The organism is Acidisoma silvae (genome assembly GCF_020618775.1).
Lineage (GTDB): Bacteria > Pseudomonadota > Alphaproteobacteria > Acetobacterales > Acetobacteraceae > Acidisoma > Acidisoma silvae.
The window spans coordinates 1-15,987 of sequence record NZ_JAESVB010000035.1; the positions used below are offsets into that span (position 1 = coordinate 1).

16 protein-coding genes and 1 pseudogene are annotated in these 15,987 nt (G+C 52.8%); 5 read left to right on the top strand and 12 right to left on the bottom strand.

The genetic code is table 11. The annotated features are described in order from the left end of the window. Window positions 1–457 precede the first annotated feature (457 nt). The 3 genes from ASILVAE211_RS24885 to ASILVAE211_RS24895 form a co-directional block, all read right to left on the bottom strand. The gene (locus ASILVAE211_RS24885; RefSeq protein ID WP_227324066.1) at window positions 458–1,435 is read right to left on the bottom strand and encodes an alpha/beta fold hydrolase; all 978 of its coding nucleotides are present in this window, start codon (window positions 1,433–1,435) and stop codon (window positions 458–460) included. Window positions 1,436–1,512: 77 nt separating this feature from the next. Further along, window positions 1,513–2,436: an HAD family hydrolase gene (locus ASILVAE211_RS24890; protein WP_227324067.1), complete on the bottom strand. Its 924-nt coding sequence runs from the start codon at window positions 2,434–2,436 to the stop codon at window positions 1,513–1,515. An 879-nt stretch (window positions 2,437–3,315) separates the two neighbouring features. Further along, window positions 3,316–3,936, bottom strand: coding sequence for a DUF305 domain-containing protein (locus ASILVAE211_RS24895; RefSeq protein ID WP_227324068.1), 621 nt, complete (start codon window positions 3,934–3,936; stop codon window positions 3,316–3,318). A gap of 362 nt (window positions 3,937–4,298) precedes the next feature. Between ASILVAE211_RS24895 and ASILVAE211_RS24900 the strand changes: the two are divergent. Continuing rightward, window positions 4,299–4,481 (top strand): annotated as a pseudogene (locus ASILVAE211_RS24900) (transposase); the annotation flags it as partial. Window positions 4,482–5,329: 848 nt separating this feature from the next. Here ASILVAE211_RS24900 and ASILVAE211_RS24905 read toward each other — a convergent pair. From ASILVAE211_RS24905 to ASILVAE211_RS24925, 5 genes are all read right to left on the bottom strand, one after another. Then, window positions 5,330–5,728, bottom strand: a complete 399-nt coding sequence (locus ASILVAE211_RS24905; RefSeq protein ID WP_227324069.1) for a hypothetical protein — start codon at window positions 5,726–5,728, stop codon at window positions 5,330–5,332. Window positions 5,729–6,044: 316 nt separating this feature from the next. Further along, window positions 6,045–6,203: a DUF3309 family protein gene (locus ASILVAE211_RS24910; RefSeq protein WP_227324070.1), complete on the bottom strand. Its 159-nt coding sequence runs from the start codon at window positions 6,201–6,203 to the stop codon at window positions 6,045–6,047. Window positions 6,204–6,393: 190 nt separating this feature from the next. Then, window positions 6,394–6,747: a metal-sensing transcriptional repressor gene (locus ASILVAE211_RS24915; RefSeq protein ID WP_227324071.1), complete on the bottom strand. Its 354-nt coding sequence runs from the start codon at window positions 6,745–6,747 to the stop codon at window positions 6,394–6,396. A 403-nt stretch (window positions 6,748–7,150) separates the two neighbouring features. Beyond that, on the bottom strand, window positions 7,151–8,323 hold the full coding sequence (locus tag ASILVAE211_RS24920) for a zinc-dependent alcohol dehydrogenase (RefSeq protein WP_227324072.1): 1,173 nt from the start codon (window positions 8,321–8,323) through the stop codon (window positions 7,151–7,153). 154 nt (window positions 8,324–8,477) lie between these two features. Next, window positions 8,478–9,263: a manganese catalase family protein gene (locus ASILVAE211_RS24925; RefSeq protein ID WP_227324073.1), complete on the bottom strand. Its 786-nt coding sequence runs from the start codon at window positions 9,261–9,263 to the stop codon at window positions 8,478–8,480. Window positions 9,264–9,739: 476 nt separating this feature from the next. Between ASILVAE211_RS24925 and ASILVAE211_RS26610 the strand changes: the two genes are divergently transcribed. The 4 genes from ASILVAE211_RS26610 to ASILVAE211_RS24940 all read left to right on the top strand — a co-directional run bounded on the left by ASILVAE211_RS26610 (window position 9,740) and on the right by ASILVAE211_RS24940 (window position 11,404). After that, window positions 9,740–9,907 carry an HAD hydrolase-like protein gene (locus ASILVAE211_RS26610; protein ID WP_406566103.1) on the top strand — a complete coding sequence of 56 codons (168 nt, stop codon included), beginning with the start codon at window positions 9,740–9,742 and terminating at the stop codon, window positions 9,905–9,907. After that, window positions 9,898–10,284: an HAD family hydrolase gene (locus ASILVAE211_RS24930; protein ID WP_319799643.1), complete on the top strand. Its 387-nt coding sequence runs from the start codon at window positions 9,898–9,900 to the stop codon at window positions 10,282–10,284. Before ASILVAE211_RS26610 ends, ASILVAE211_RS24930 begins: the two co-directional genes overlap by 10 nt. A 640-nt stretch (window positions 10,285–10,924) precedes the next feature. After that, window positions 10,925–11,119 carry a DUF2171 domain-containing protein gene (locus ASILVAE211_RS24935; RefSeq protein WP_227324074.1) on the top strand — a complete coding sequence of 65 codons (195 nt, stop codon included), beginning with the start codon at window positions 10,925–10,927 and terminating at the stop codon, window positions 11,117–11,119. An 84-nt stretch (window positions 11,120–11,203) separates the two neighbouring features. Then, a complete protein-coding gene (locus ASILVAE211_RS24940) occupies window positions 11,204–11,404 on the top strand; it encodes a hypothetical protein (protein WP_227324075.1) in 201 nt (66 codons plus the stop codon). A 411-nt stretch (window positions 11,405–11,815) separates the two neighbouring features. Here the strand turns inward: ASILVAE211_RS24940 and ASILVAE211_RS24945 are convergent, their stop codons facing one another. From ASILVAE211_RS24945 to ASILVAE211_RS24955, 4 genes are all read right to left on the bottom strand, one after another. After that, the gene (locus ASILVAE211_RS24945; RefSeq protein WP_319799642.1) at window positions 11,816–13,018 is read right to left on the bottom strand and encodes a DUF2252 family protein; all 1,203 of its coding nucleotides are present in this window, start codon (window positions 13,016–13,018) and stop codon (window positions 11,816–11,818) included. Window positions 13,019–13,542: 524 nt separating this feature from the next. Beyond that, the gene (locus ASILVAE211_RS24950) at window positions 13,543–13,794 is read right to left on the bottom strand and encodes a hypothetical protein (RefSeq protein WP_227324076.1); all 252 of its coding nucleotides are present in this window, start codon (window positions 13,792–13,794) and stop codon (window positions 13,543–13,545) included. 1,033 nt (window positions 13,795–14,827) lie between these two features. Next, window positions 14,828–15,205, bottom strand: a complete 378-nt coding sequence (locus ASILVAE211_RS26615; protein WP_406566104.1) for a ribosome modulation factor — start codon at window positions 15,203–15,205, stop codon at window positions 14,828–14,830. 354 nt (window positions 15,206–15,559) lie between these two features. Continuing rightward, window positions 15,560–15,742 carry a hypothetical protein gene (locus ASILVAE211_RS24955; RefSeq protein WP_227324077.1) on the bottom strand — a complete coding sequence of 61 codons (183 nt, stop codon included), beginning with the start codon at window positions 15,740–15,742 and terminating at the stop codon, window positions 15,560–15,562. Window positions 15,743–15,987: the final 245 nt, after the last annotated feature.

Consider the following 15,987-nt stretch of genomic DNA (forward strand, 5'->3'; position numbering starts at 1 on the left):
GGAATATTGACACCTGCGCCCGCCGTCCGCTTTGGGTTCGATGATACGAAGCGGCTTTCAAAAACACTCGACGTGACCCTGAAAGAGCCCGCCATCGGTTGCCTCATTTATCGATATTCAGCTCCAACTCAGGAAGAAGCCGCTTTTCGCGCATGCTCATTCTGAATAGCCGAAGCGCTGGCCCTACTTGCACGGCATGAGGAAGCGGAAAAGCTTTTGCGAGAGATAGGGGACTATCCAAAGACTGCCTTGGCATCCTGAGCGAAATGATTAACCCGTCAACGGGCAATTACTTCGGCGACCTCCCTCAGGGGCTCAGTCATCTCGCCCTCATTCATGCCGCTTTCGCGCTGGACAGCAGGGTCTGAGATCGCTGGACCTTTGCTCTGCGGCGCATGGGCCTTCGTCCGTGTCTTCGCGACGCGGGCGGCCTTCACATCACGCTGCTCCGCCAAACTTATGTGGCGAAGCGGGTGGCAGCTTTGTGAATAATCGTCCCGACTGCTTCGGCAACCTGCTGTGCTGCCTGATAGTGAACCATATGCCCCGCGTCGCTAACGACGACAAGCGCGCTTCCCTCGACCGCTTGTTCCAGTTTCTCACTATTGCTTTTGAAAACCACCTTATCGCCCGCGCCTGCGATGAGTGCTATCGGCAATTCCAGCTTAGCGTAATGCTCAGCCAACGCTATAACGCTCGGAATCATCAAGGCACCGTCCTGGGACATCGCTTTGATTTGTGACGGGCGAAGCGCCATGGCTGTCGAGAATTTTTCGTCAAACCGCTTCGGAACACGGGCGGGCCAAAAAAGCGCCTTCTTAGTCATGGGCATCGTCAACCAGCTTACAAAAGGAGAAATGGTGTGGCGCAGGATGGTGCCGATGACCGGCAGCGTAGCGACAGCGGCTGTCAGCGTGTCCAGCCGGATCGTTTTGACATAGTAGCCGCTGACGAGAACAAGGCCGGCGATGGCGGTCTGATCCCTCGCTGCCATAGCCAAGGCAACAATTGTGCCCCAGGAATGGCCAACGATGACGGGCCTGACAACGTCGAGTTGCTGCAACGCTTTACTCAGCAATTGAGCCTGCTGATCCGCTGTCCATATTCGGTCATTCGGCCGGCTGGAATATCCGAAACCAGGACGATCGAAGATGATGACCCGGTGGGAATGCCGCAGAATTTCCGCGACGCCAGACGTATCGAAGTCATTCCCGCACACCATGTTTCCATGAATCAGGACGACAGGACGACCTGCACCACGGTCAGTAAAATGCAGGCGAAGGCCATCGACCTCCATAAATTTGCCTTCTGGCGAGTAAGTCCTTTCGGTTCGGCGAGCCATTAGATGATTGGCAGCCGCCAAGACCGCCAATGTTGTGGCGCTCGCCGCCAATACCGTAGCAAACGAAAATGCAGGACGGGGATGAAGTTTCATCAATTTCCATTACCGGATTAAAGACAGTCGGTTGAAAAGAGCTAAGCGTAGCGCGTTGCGCTTACACTCTCCGGCAATTACTCCTTCGGTATTCCTGTCAGCATGCGCCTTAGTTCGCTGGCTTCCGGGCTTGAGCCATTTGCGCTGAGAAAGGCCTCCACGTCCATATCCGTCACTTGCCCGCCAGAGGAGGCGTTCGCGATATGCCGAACGATCGGATGTTGGGTGCCGACTGCCCCGATAAAATGCCAGGAATCGCCGTTGGAACTCTGCTGGATAAGCTTGGAAGACGAGGCTCCCGCTTTCGTATCGGGCGAAGCTTCGCCTACCATAGAAGCATGTGTCGAAAACGGCGACTTTTCGTAGCAGGCGAGCAAACCGCTCGGACCCTGATAAACGGCAACGCATCCCGCTTTCAGCAGACTGGCTTCAGGAAATCCGCCGCACAGAAAGCCGATGGTTGAGATTCCGGCTTTGCCCGCCGCCTCCGCATCATAAGGAGCGTCACCGATAGCGACCGCCTCACCCGCTTCGACGCAAAGCTTTGCTAATGCGACCTGAAATATGTCGGGCGCGGGTTTGGAATGTTCTGCGTCGTCAGACGAGGTTGAAACATCGACCAAGCTTTTGATGTCGGCTATTTCTAGATAGACATCGAGTTCGCTCTTTTTAGCTGAGGAGGCGACCGCAATTGTTACGCCTTGCTCTTTCAAACGCTGCAACAGTGCCGGAACTGCGGAAAACGGGCGTACCAAGCCGAGGTATTTCGACTTGAATAAGTCACCTCGCCATGCCTCAAGGGCATCGCCATGATGCGCCCTTTCGTCATCCGACAAAAACACCGGCAGTAACTGGTCCCCACCCTTTCCGATCTGGCTTCGGGCTTGCTGAAACGTCACTGAATGGCCGAACTTTTCAAACGCCTCTTGCCAAGCGCGCGCATGCAAGTCCACTGAATCAACAAGCGTGCCATCGACGTCAAAGATGACGGATTTGATCATCAAATTTCTTTCTGAATTAGTCCAACGGATTGGGGGATAAGAGCCAATCGCTATTTTAAGTGGAACAACCGGGCGGAGGCCGCCAAATGCTCAACCAAATATATGGCGCGCAGTCGACCACGGCCGCAAATGCGCCATCACAATAACGGGACTGACGCAGACGTGTTATATCGTATCGGGACCATTGAGCACGAAACGGCAGCTTAGCGCGTCCCAATTGTGCCGCGAAGTCTCCGCCTGTGAGGTGCGAAGTCGCCTCAGCCGACAAGTGTTGATCGGACCCTATGCCAGCATCTTGATGAGGATTTTCATGAAATAACCGCAACGATAAGGCTCGCAGGAGCCGGTAACCACGACCGGAGAAATCACTTGAGCCCAGAAGATTAACTCAAGATTCCCGCCGACGAAAAAAGTGCACGCAAAGCCGGGAAGACAATCGGCGAATAACCCTCACCCCGATGAGAGCAAGGCGCACGACCGATGGATGAGCGGCTGGTCTCAACTGGATGCGGCGGCACCTGAACAGGCCAGTTAGGACTGAAGCCGCCGCTCATCCTCTCAGCGGAGGTCGATCACTCCACGGGCGACGGGCGTCTCACCGCAATCGCGAATACGTGGACTACCTCCCTGGCAGCCCAAGTTTTCACCCGTATCCCCTCCTGGCCGCCCGGGTCAGATTCGAGGGAAAATCAACATCAAGGTATCTTCCCGCCCGCAGGCTCGTGCGCTACAAAAAGACCCAACTCAACTGGTCTACAGCCATGATCTGCGTTGCCACGCGGGTCTGTTCCTACGTCGGACTGACCATGTCTAACCTTTCTCAAACAAACTCCGAGCAATCCTAATCAACTTTTCCTATGACTGCATACCTTCTGCACATTATGCTTTCAGTTCAAAAAGGATATCCTTGCAGATCTGAACGTGTTCAGTAAACGTCGCCAATGCAAGAGTTGCGAGATTCCGACCAGATAATTCAGGCATGCTGGTCGCGCTCGATGATAGCTTCAAATAGTTTTTTGTGTGATCGCGAAGAAACTCGTGGTTTTCAAGTTGGGCTTGAATATAAGTTCGATCAAAATCCTTGCCCATCGTGGCTAACTGAATTTTCTTAAGAGTTGCCTTGGCAATCTTATCCATCGGCGGCACGGGAGTGTGCAGGTTTGAAAGAACTGTTGTGACCGCGATTGCCTCACGAAGTTCAAAATTGGCAAATTCCTTAGCTCGACCGTTGGTCGTCTTGTCTATAGCCATTTCACTAGTTACACGTGACAGGGTTGCTGGTCCAATCACACCCATTCGAAACTCAGCTTCATTCATCGCATGTGGCAGAGGCATAGGATATTCGTGTCCGGTCTCTGCCTCCGGCTGCTGCGGCATAGTTGCCGCTTTGGCTGAACTTGCTAGTCCGGCAGCCGCAAGGGCAACGCCTGCGGAAGCCGCTTGTCGCAAGAAGGAACGACGCGCGTCGCTGCGTTCAACAGTTTGATTAAAGGGGGTCATTGGGTTTCCATGTTTGCGTTACATAGAAAAACTGATGACTCTGATCCAATATCACAATCTAAGTAATAGTGTACTGGCCCCACAATACCGTGACACCTTCGCACTCGAAGGAATTGATCAGTGTTGATGGAAACATTTAGCCCATCGTCCCACCAACATGCCGCAAAGGTGCTCAGGTGGATGACCAGGTGTTCCCCCTCGAATTCCTGGAGAGTGTCAGGATGTTAACGAGGCACATCCGGCCCAGGTCGATGCGGCGCTGTCGGGATTCCTCAAACAGGATAATGGAGCAATTTGGCGGGTCTGCACCTTACCTAGAGCGTGTCATGTACTTTTCGTTGGCCATGTCGTAATTGTATGGCATGAGGAATGCCCGCACCCGCAAGCCATATCCATCTGATGTCAGTGACGAAGAGTGGTCGCTTGTGGTCGGGTATCTGACCTTGATGAAGGAAGATGCGCCGCAGCGGGAGTATCCGCTGCGCGAACTGTTCAACGCCCTGCGGTATGTGATCCGTTACGGTATAGCTTGGCGTGCCATGCCAACGCGTGATAGCGTCCAGCTGAGAAGAAGCCAAGCTCCCGGCATCGGGCTGGAGCAACCAGCCGAGGCACAACCTAAGTCACCCGCTGATTTCTTATGCAGACGGACGCTTGGGCCTTCACCGTTTTCAGTAACAAAGAAAACAGATCGCATAATCGCATAAGTCGTCCAACGCATTGTTAATTCGATGTGAAATCGACATGGTGGCCGACTTGTAAGAAAGACGCTGACCCCACTTTTCTCAACCCTTCAGGGAATTTCTAATGCCTAAGCGCCAACCGCGATGCCGTGGCGCCGTGGCACATCAACGTGCCAGCCAATGCCGTGGATTTCCGCCCAGCCCTCTACCATTGACAACAACTTCCGCGAACTCTCGTCCCTGAGTTTCCGCTAAGCCTATCATAAAGAGCTCCGGCCCCAGCCGCGCTTCCGATACGCCGCCATGGACAGAATGGCCGTAACCCCGTCTTTATGAAATCCTCCGACAGCTGGTCGCGCCGCCTCCCGATGAGACGAAGCCATTGGACAGCATTACCCGTGCGGCCCCCTCATTCGAGGTCTGCGTACCTGCGACGAGCCTAGCGACATATCTAATCACGAGGCTCAACTCCTTGGTGGTGCCAAGGATAGGGCGCTTCTACCTCATCCTTTGCAAGGACTGCGAATTGGCGGCTATTGTCGCATCCACATCTTGCCAGCCAGCGAGTTTTGGAAAGCCTCGGCGACGCACCATTGGTCGTCAGCGACCGGCGATTGAGCGCGTAACCGGATGGACTGCCTGATAGCAGGTGCCAGCCACGCAGAGTCTTCCTGAATGTACCGCCGCGTCCGAAATGCCGCTGTCAATGTTCACTTTAAATACGGTGTCCAAGGCCCGGATGGTATGGAGGGCAATCCACCGCCTAAACCAAACTGAAACATCGGTAGATCCTCCCCCTTTAGGTCGGCCGAGCTACGGGCAAGGCCGACGCCCAGAAAGGCGCAGGTGTCACCATCCTTGCCCGAAGCAAGGCAAGTTCTCAGATAGGCGTTCCAGGAGGGCTTACAGGCACGCATCAGTATAATGGCCGACGATATGGCGTCTGGGTCTACAAATGCGGTTTTCTTAGCTCGATCATTGAGACATCGCGAATAGGCCTGAATGCTAGCATTGTTGCTATCTTCCAGACTTGCGCTTTGACCATAGGCATTCAAGGCGCCCAACAAAATGAAAAATCCCAAGCAAGCAATCTTTTTGAAATTAATCATCTATCGTAAGTGGCCTCTCGGCTTGGGGTCATTCAAATTCTGTCATATTATCCATCTCTAATTGCGCGCGCGCCAATGCTGCCGCGTAACCGAACGCACCCTCACCACTTGCCTTATGAGACCGGCAAGTTCCGCGTGGCGATCCTTCGCAGTATATAAGTGCAGCCTTTCGGATGTAGCGGCGGCGATTGCGCTTTTAACTCCGTATCTGTCACTTCTCTCTCGTGGTTGTAAATTGCCAAGACTTTAAGAGAATAGGACTGTTGTCACTACATCTTAAAGCTTTTAGTCTAAAACACTTTTCTAGCTTCATCTTCTAACGCCGAAAATCTAAAATCAGAAAAATGGCGGATATGACGATAGCGCTTCCGATGATTGCTTCGAGCATATAGCCATATTCTCCGGCGTAGCTATAGCCAATGGTACCACCGACTAACAACACGATGATGATAATCACGAGCAGCGTGCGAACCATATTTAGATCCAATCATTGACGCGACCGTTGCGCTCACCTCGGCGTTCGAAATTCATAAGGCCGGTTTAGTCCAAACCACTTTGGTTAAGTAAGCAGATCGAACTCTCAAGTTCGCTTCTAGCGACTAGGTGGCTTAGTCACAGCTCGAATTTCCGCAAAGACGTCAACGGAGATGAGTATGCTAAGCGGCTCACGGCGTAATGCCCAGCCAAGCAATTTTCAGAGTGCATTTGCAGGTCAAAACCGGATCTAGCCGTCCGGACACCCTAGCCTCGGCGTACGCTGCACGAAGCACGCTCATCATATCCTTGATGGCCGCGTTGCTATCGCCGTCCCTAATGGCAAAATCAACCCCTGCGGTCAGATGCTGTGAGATAATAAGTAGCGTCAGCTCTCTCATGGCTGCGGTAATTGCGCTAGCTTGCTGAACCCCGTCAAGAAAGTAGCGGTCTTCTTCAGCCATCTGGCGAAGGCCCCGCACTTGCCCTTCGATCCGATTGAGCCGTTTTGCGAGTGGGGCCTTCTCCTCGGCGCTGCGCGTCAAATAAAGGCGCCCTTCCCTATACTCATACTCCATTTCATGTTCCAATTTTTAGACGCCGACAAATTGCGGGAAATACATGAAGAGAGCGGCAGATCTTGCTCTGAGAAAGGTCAAACCGACGGGAAAAAGCGTGGTCTGCCCTCTCTCAACCTTCCCACTATGGGCTCTGCCTTGACAATGGCAGTCACAAGGTCCGCCATGGCCATAGGTTGCAGCCGTAGCCGCACCCTTGCAGTGTCAAGCTCGATCCAAAACTAACCAAACCACGGGCTGCGCACCGTGGTTCAAGTTTGCGAAACTGGCGGCGCCAAAATCATTGCCAGCGTTTCGATGTTCAAATGACACGCCCAGGCTTGGCGGCCATTTTTGAGATATCGAGAATGCCAGAGCTCGTGTCTTTGAGTCAGGTTAAATTGAATACTACTTTGACGCAGCCATCTGATTTGTCACGGAACGTTTTGTATAGATCAGGGCCTTCAGTGAGGCTACTGCTTCGATGCGTAATAAGAAATGTCGGATCGATGGTGCCGTCGGTGATGAGGTCAGTCAGCTTTTCAAGGTATCGCTTGACGTGAGTTTGGCCACTTCTCAGCGTCAGGCCCTTTTGCCCAACGGCACCCATATTGACCGGCACCGGCCCACCGTAGACGCCAGGCACTGACACGATACCACTGTTCCTGACTGCCTGAATTGCTTGCTCTAGCGCATAGGGACGCTGTGACGAGGTGAACGTTTCCTGCACTGCGCTGAGAACTCCAAGCATGCCGTGGCCTGCCGTCGCTTCCATCCCTACGCAGTCTATGACGGCGTCAGGGCCTTCCCCGTGAGTGATTTCTTTGATGCGCGCCAGTACATCCTCATCTTTGAGGTCAATAAAATGCGTGCCGCCTGCAAGCTTTGCGAGTGCGATGCGCTCTGGCACCGTTTCAATAACAATGATTTTAGCTGCCCCCATCACTTGGGCTGATTTGATGGCGAAAAGCCCGACCGGACCAGCACCCCAAACCGCGACAGTCTCCCCGCCTTTCAGCTCACAATAGGCGGCTGCTTGCCATCCAGTGGGCAATATATCGCTCAAAAACAGCGCATGCTCATCGCCCATGCCATCTGGCACCTTCATTGGAGCGACGTCGGCCATCGGCACGCGCACGTATTCAGCTTGGCCGCCCCAGTAGCCGCCGGTAATATGGGCGTAACCAAATAGGCCCGCGGTCGAATACCCGAACTGTTTGGCGGCCATATCGCCATTTCGGTTTGAACGGAGACAAGACGCCCAATTTCCCATCTTGCACTGACTGCATGCACCACAGTTGATATTGAAAGGGACGACGATCCGGTCGCCCTTTTTCAGGGGGTGGTTCGGAGAACCGACCTCGACAACCTCCCCCATGAATTCATGGCCCAAAACGTCGCCGCGCTCCATTGTGGGCATCTGTCCATCCATCAAGTGAAGATCCGAGCCGCAGATGGCGCAGCTTGAAACTTTTAGAATTACATCGCGAGAATCTTCAATGCCGGGATCTGCCACCGTATCGCAGCGGATGTCCCCTTTGCCGTGCCAGCACAGAGCTTTCATATTATCCCCAATTAAGTTTATAGGTTAAAGCTCATACAGTGGCAGGGGCTGTGTCGGATCGAGTGAGCGCGACAATTCATGTCACATTGCTCGCAAAGTCCCTCACACCCGGCTCGCCAGTTCGCGCCGGCCTAAATTAAAGGTTCCCTTAAGGCTATTTGGGTTTTGCGGGAGCTTTTCCCTTTGCCTTTCCGGCAACACTTTGTGGCGCTCCCGAGACTGAACGCTCATCGTCCGGATTGATTGGCGGTAGAGGCATTCCTCCCTGAGGCTGCGGATCTGCGACATAGTCAAAATCTGGCTCTTGATTCCATGGCCCCCGTGCATCCTCTCCCTGCGATAGGTTAAAGACCAATTTCACAGTGTCATCTGGCGGGATATTGCCGAAGAACGGGTCATCTAGCTTGCCCATGTCATCGAGCGCTTTCATGAACATATTGGCATGCGTAATTTCACGCGTCAGAAGATGATGCAGCGTCTTCTTGGTTCCCTCGTCTTCGCAAGCCTTGATCAACGCCTCATAGGTTTGCCGTGCACCGCCCTCTGCGGAGATATTTGCGCGGAGATCCCTGATAACGTTTCCGCCCTCCTGTATATAGGCGGCTGTCCAGCAGCTACCCTGACTGTCAAGAAAATGCGGACCGCCACCCTTCAATTTAAATAACGGCGCATCGTAGACTGAGGTTTGGTCCAGCTCGCTTGTGTGCTGGGCGATAAGTTTCCCGACCATCTCGAGATGACTAAATTCCTCGATGGCGATGTCCTGCAGCATATCGCGGATCGAGGCATTCTCAACATGGAACGATTGAACCCAATATTGGAGGGCGGCTGTGAGTTCGCCGGTAGCACCACCAAATTGCTCGAGCAGGTAGGTTCCAAACCTCGCGTCTGGCTTTCCCACGTTAACCGGCTGGATAAGCTCTTTTCTATGAAGAAACACGGTTGTCGTCCTTTTTTGTATTTTCTTAAAAGCCGACCGGGTTCTATATCAGGTCGCATCCCGTGATGGTCATAAGGGCGATACCCTTGCTGAGTATAAGGCCGACCTGTATCACAGGTTGGTGCAGTCAATCACTCAGTTGGAAGAATGACTGATCCACTTGCATCTTTTATCGAAATATTATCGAGAAAATCAAAAAAGATACTGGGGTCACCGTCCACAATTGGACCATCCCGTCAGAATTTCGCTGGCATCCGTAATCCCGATAATCGGCGCATTTCGAATGCCGGTAGGAAGCGATTACTAATAAGCACTTTGATTTAGCGCGATCGCATCAGCTTTGAAATCGTGATGCCTTTGTTCGACCGAATACGAATATGCGCCACATATATTATGCTAACTCTCAGCCATCTATCAATTATCCGATAAATTCTTTTTTCTTTTTCCATCCACCCCAATGCTTTGGGAGAAACCCTATGGTTAAGTCGGTCATTTTTGATATCGATGGCACGCTAGTCGATTCAGTCGATTTGCACGCACGTGCTTGGCAAGAGGCGTTCGAAAAGTTCGGCCATCACGTCAGCTTTCAGCAAGCACGAAGCCAGATTGGAAAGGGGGGGATCAATTGCTGCCCGTGTTTTTAAATAAAGATCAGCAGGAAGATCACGGCGCCGCGCTAGAAGAATGGCGCGGGAATCAGTTCAAGACAAAATATCTGTCCATGGTACGGCCATTTTCTGCCGTTCCAGACCTTTTGCGGCGTTTGGGGGACGCAGGAGTCATTGTCGCAGTCGCGTCATCAGCCAAAAAGAGTGAGCTCGACATTTATCTTGATCGTGCGAACATCCAAGATCTGGTCAACGTCTCGACTTGCTCCGAAGACGCTAAGCATTCAAAGCCGGCGCCTGACATTTTTCAGGTGGCTTTAAAGAAGCTGGGAATAGATGCGCGCGACGCGATTGCCGTCGGTGACACGCCTTATGATGCAGAGGCAGCCGGGAAAGCAGGCATTCGACTTTAGGAGTTCTCTGTGGGGGATTTTCTGAGGCCAGCCTCGTCGATGCTGGATGTTTCGCAGTTTATCCTGGGCCTGCCGCTCTCCTCGCCTGCTATGACACTTCGCCGTTTGCCGCTTTACTTGACGTTTTAGATTGTGACTCGACGTGTTGGTCTGCTTGGGAACTCCTTTTTTAAGATCACGCAAACGACGGTCGGTTGGCTGCTGCTGTGAACGTGATTTCGCGGAAGGCTGTTAATTCAAATCCGACGTAACCAGATCTGTTGGATCGCCAAATAGATTAAGAAAGCAGGGTTATGAACGCGTTCAAAATTACTTTGGCTTCCGCCGCAATTCTCGCGTTTCCGATAAGCTCCTCCTGGGCCGCTAGTGGTTCGGACACGCCTCCCGCTACTCAAAGTGCAGCCGTCGCTGGCGCAAGCACGGACGCGGCAGGGGTTACGAAAACTCCCACAAATGGGACCTCAGGCGGCGGGATGTCCACTGCCAGCGGAAAAAAGGCGGGCGGGCTGTCCAAACAGAACAAGGCGACAACAACTAGCGCGTCGCAGTAACCTGGCCGCCCAACTCCAGCGTAACCGCTTTTATCAATAAAAGTAGAAGGGTATATACAATGTTTGAAAAGTTACGCGTTAAGGAGCACATGGAAATTGCGGGATCGGATGGTGAGCATATCGGCACTGTTGATAAAGTTGAAAATGATCAGATTAAATTAACCAAAACTGACTCTTCGGACCATCAGCATCACTTTCTTCATTTTGATCTCGTTGATCGCATCGAGGACAATCGTCTTTACCTTAAGGTCACCAAAAGCGAGGCTCTTGCGGAGCGCTCATAATCCATTTCATGAAGTTCAACACAATAGATCTTCATATTTAACCATAGCGGCGACAAGAACCGCTAATTATTAGGAAACACAAAAATGGCGCACACGAGTCACAAGGCAGCGGCAAAATCCCACGAAGACGCAGCCAAAGCTCACCATTCAGCCGCTGAGCATCACGAAAAAGGCGATCATGGAAATGCGCATGAGCATTCTGAAAAGGCTCATAAAAATTCTGAAGCGGCACACAAGCATTCCACCGACGCCCACAGTAAGTCGACTGCTGCAAAGTCAAAATAGGCATTGTCATTAGAGAGGGGGAGCACAAAACGCTCCCCCTTAACCTTTTTTCTTTGGAGGGCGGTTAACACCTAACTTGCCGCTATATTTTGACCAGAGCGGTTAGGGTCACGCAGTCGCCAGGCGCATTTGCCGCAATCTAGATTACCTGGCGAAATAGAGAGTGTCGGTTGGGTGCAGCTCAAAGCCTTTCAGACATGGGGGCTCCGTTCATCCCTCTTGCAGACGCCTAAGGCGGCATGTCGCACGTTGTAGAGGCGGTCATCGCTATACATCTGGTCCTCGGAGTAATAGCCACTCGGTCAGATAACATTCTAAAAGACGTTTCAACGCAGATCATTCCGAGATGTATTTTAGTCCACATTACTCCGGCGAAGCCACCCATCAACTCATAGCAAGTCAGTTAATGTCCTAGCTCGCATATGTCCGGCAATGCTCAAGATACGCTGATTCGTGAGCACCAACGAGGTCAACAACGCTATCCCACAGCCAATTCGGGGCATTGAGTGTTTTCGACCGGTTACGTTGAAGCTGGATTAACCACGCCTCTCGATTGCTGCCGTCCAGCTGGCGAGCGTGCGCCCGGCCCACGACGCGGGCCAGAAATTCGGCGATCTCTACAGCCTCTTCCCGCGTCAGAGTTTCAATTTCCAATTTTAAATCCTGAGGAAGAAGCTCCCTCACAAACACGGATTTGTTCATCACACTAGCTGCTACCATCCGCCTTCCCAGAAACGGCGACAGGTTTTGTGCTCCGGTGACGACACGTTGAGCGTTGTCGATAGGCATACCTTCATCGCCGTTATGCGGCGCCACAGCCGCAACTGCCTCCTTCACGTCCATAAGACAGTGGCGTCTTTTGCGTCCGCGACCGACGCCCACCAGCACGGCTAATCTCAATCGTCCAAGGGAACTGCAACCCTTCTTCCAAAAGGCAGCATCAATTACTTTAATCTCCGCGTGATCGTTGCGGGATCGGAGAGCTGTCACGAGTCTACGAAGCGGTTCTTCAGAAAATAATTTATCGACCGCCAACCGCTCGTCCTGAGTAAGCGGCCAGAAGCGCTCTCCGAGAGGAATGACCGGCTCGACTCCCTCAATGCGTTCGTCCGCTAAATGTTTCCACGAGCGTCCTGCCGCTTCCCGCATAACAAGCTTCACTGTCTGCGGGAGATCTGAATTTGCGTCGGCGAGTTCCCCCTGAGCTTCCGCCGTGAAGGCCGCTTCGTATCCGTCAATTACTCGCTCGAGCATTCGAGTAGTCATGACGCCAGGTAAATCTGATCCACGAGCTGACATGGCAAGAGAAAGGCCAAGGCGAATAAGGTCATGGGCCGGGTTGCCAATAACCGTTTGGTCCAGATCCCTAATCTGAATCGCGAGTGCGCCGTCTTTGCTTGCGATCGGCCCCAAATTCCCCACATGGCAGTCGCCGCAAATCCAGACCGGAGGCCCCTCAGGTAAATCGGGGCGACCTGACGATTGTAGCCATGTGTAGAATTTGTCCGTGCTCCCTCGGACATATGCGTGGGCAGAAACTGCCATTTTCCGACGTTGCTCTATAGCGAGCCGCAAGGACCGCTCCTCGGGACCAGCATACAAGTTAGCTTTCAAGGTATCATCCCTCAGCGGCCGAAACTGTGACTATTTTCACTACAGACTAATCTGGGTTTTCAAAGCCTCACGGATAATCGATAAAACCCCTTCCTGATTCAAATCGAGGCTCTTGCGAGGCCAGTCGCGGTTTAGTTAAACACCACCGCTTGGTCCATCGGCGGTTCCCGCACCGGCAGCGCCTGGTGCATCAATACCATTGTGACCGCTAACCTTTTGAGACGAGGCGGCATGCGGTGGTTCCGCTGCCGTGCATCCAGCAACAGCCAGCGAAACCACGAATAATCCCAATCGAATAACTTTACATCTTAGCATCGCTCAATCCCTCATCGTGAGAAGCAACTTCATTTTAGGTGTCGCCGCTTAATAGAGGACAGGGCGAGTTACATGATATGACTTCACTCTGCCTCCATTCCAATGTCGTGTTAAATCACAGATATTGCTCTCAATAGAGACCTTTGGCGCCCTGGTTTTATCTGTCTACTCTTTAAGGCGCCACACCTGCCTACAGGCACGTCATACTATTAGTTGTTGTTGTTTCCGGTAATTGCCTTGCCTGCTTGTTGTGAGCCATTGCTAATCGCTTGACCGGTTGCTTGCGCACCTTCCGTGAAGGCATGCCCTGTGTAGCCTGCGCTATCACCGACATTGCCATTCCCAATCGCTTGACCCGCAGCGTGGAAATTTGCGCTCGCGTGGTGCCCTGGACCATTGCAGCCGGCGAGCGAAGTTGCGGCAATAAGAGCGAGACTTGGAAAAGCGAATTTATGTTTCATGCACTCAAAGTGGATCTGCGGAAGGCACTTTCAATGTCTCTTTCCCCAATCGGAAGAGCGGCATGTCACCTTCTCGATGCATCAGCTTGAGCTGTACAATCTGGCGGTGTCACCTCCTTGCACCACGGCGTCCTGTTTTGATTTTATTAACACCGGGTCGCCCATCGCCTGGAGCAAATCTCGGGCCGTTGCCCGAGGCACTTCTGTTTGGCGAACATTCGCTTGTGCGGAGCGTCATTGGGTCTGGCAAGGGAATAGCTCGGCGGCATCCCCTGTTTTGCCCAATGGTCGTCCGGCTCCATATATAGGCCGTATGCAAGTGCCTCCTAAGCGCGCCGCGTTTTTTACCGTCCCCCAGGTGATAACATAATCCGTAGGGCGCTCCTTTTGACAGAAAACGGCGGTTCGAGCACATGGCCTACTGAACAGGTCTAGGCGCACCTCTCTTGTGTCCATAAGCCGACAATTGGACCGTCACGATATCGTGCCATATCAGCGGGTGGTGTAAAGATCTATCGTCTAAGACACAGGGTAACGCACTGCGCTAACAACCCTGTTTTCGTCTCCAAATTCGAGGGCTAAGGCGTTTATTATAACGCTGAGCAAAGATTCCCGCCGTGCATTTCGAAGGATTCGGATTGACCGAAAGACTGGTTGCAAGCGTTCTGTTCGTCGAGGGCCAAGACGCTTTTGACGGGGGGCCACACGCACAAATAATCCATACAAAATCGACAATCCGGTCTCTCATAATGCTTGGGACCAGGGTTGGCTTGACGCCTTTCACTCTCGAAATTTGCATCCCATCTCAGACGCCTGAGAAAGGCGTGTCCGCCCCGCGATGACTTGCTCCAGCCGCAAATCTTGAACGGCGTCAAGCACCTTCTGAGCGCCACGCTCTTTGGCACGAGCCTCGACATCTGCGAGCCAATCTATTCACTGGCCCGGAGGAATGTCCTCCAATGCACTCGCGACAGCCTCCTTGCTCAAACTGTCTTCAGGCCAATCCGAGGATTACCCATTGTCTTAATTCGGTTTAGCTCGCGTCTTCTGGCGCGGTTGGGCTTGGCTGCATCCAGCCGCTTGTCCATTGGTAGTTTAATGGCGTGTCGGCAGGATAGGGACATGCGGTAACAGGCTGTCCAGCCTCCCGCGCGCTTCGACCCTCTGTGCGCACCCTAAGATCAGCAACGCTGCTATCGTTCATTGTCCCAACATCCATTCGCTTCATCAAGCACGTCGGGATGGATGCGGAAGCAAGCGAATCAATTTTTAGGCAACCTGAAGCTGATGTCAAAAATGGCCCCCCGCATGGATAAATCGGTTCTGAGAATCTCGTTAGCCAGCATGACGAACGAAGGTAATGCGATCGCCTCACCTTGGCAGGGCCTATCGGAACGACCCGCGAAGCCATCGAACAGTGACTGAGAGCGTTTGCCTGGGCACGGGGAGCCCCGCCCCTGCTCTTGGCGTTTGGCTCGGAGACCTCAACTTTGAAAAAAAGCACTTTCACGATAAAACGATGGAACCGTTGATCGACGCAGTATTGATAATCGAGCTCCTCGGACACATCACACTTACGGTAGCTTTGGTTATATCGAATTTGCCATGCATATTGGTCGCGAACGCTTTCTACCAATTAGCGTCGCTCATCTCTTCGAGTGACGGGGTAGGAACCTGGAAAACTGGCGTTGTTCACAAGAACATCAAGCTTGCGACGCGTCGACAACTTTTTCACGGCCATCTTCACTTTAGACGATTTTGAAATTTACGTTGGCAGCAGCAGTGCCTTGCGTCCCTCGGCGACGATTGGGGCCTTCGCTTGTCTTGCGTCACCTTCATCATTTTGGAGATAAGCAATCGCGAAATCTGCACCTTCGCGTGCAAACGCAATAGCAACTGCAGGACCAATGCCGCTATCGTCACCGGCTATCAGTGCAGCCTTGCCCATAAGCCGACCGCTTCCCGATAATCATTGGCTTACCTGAGAAAGACCAGCGTGACCGCAAGGTCCGCCACAGATGCGGGTCCGCCTTACGAGCGCGAGAGGCTCACAAGAAAATGTCTGTGTCGGTAATCTAGGACCTGTTGACAAAAGTGCTTCCAGATTGACGCAAGGTGTGATTCAAGGCTGGTCTTTGCGGAGACTGGTGGGTGCGCGGCGATCTAACGAACCAAGAGTGGGCGATTGTTGGG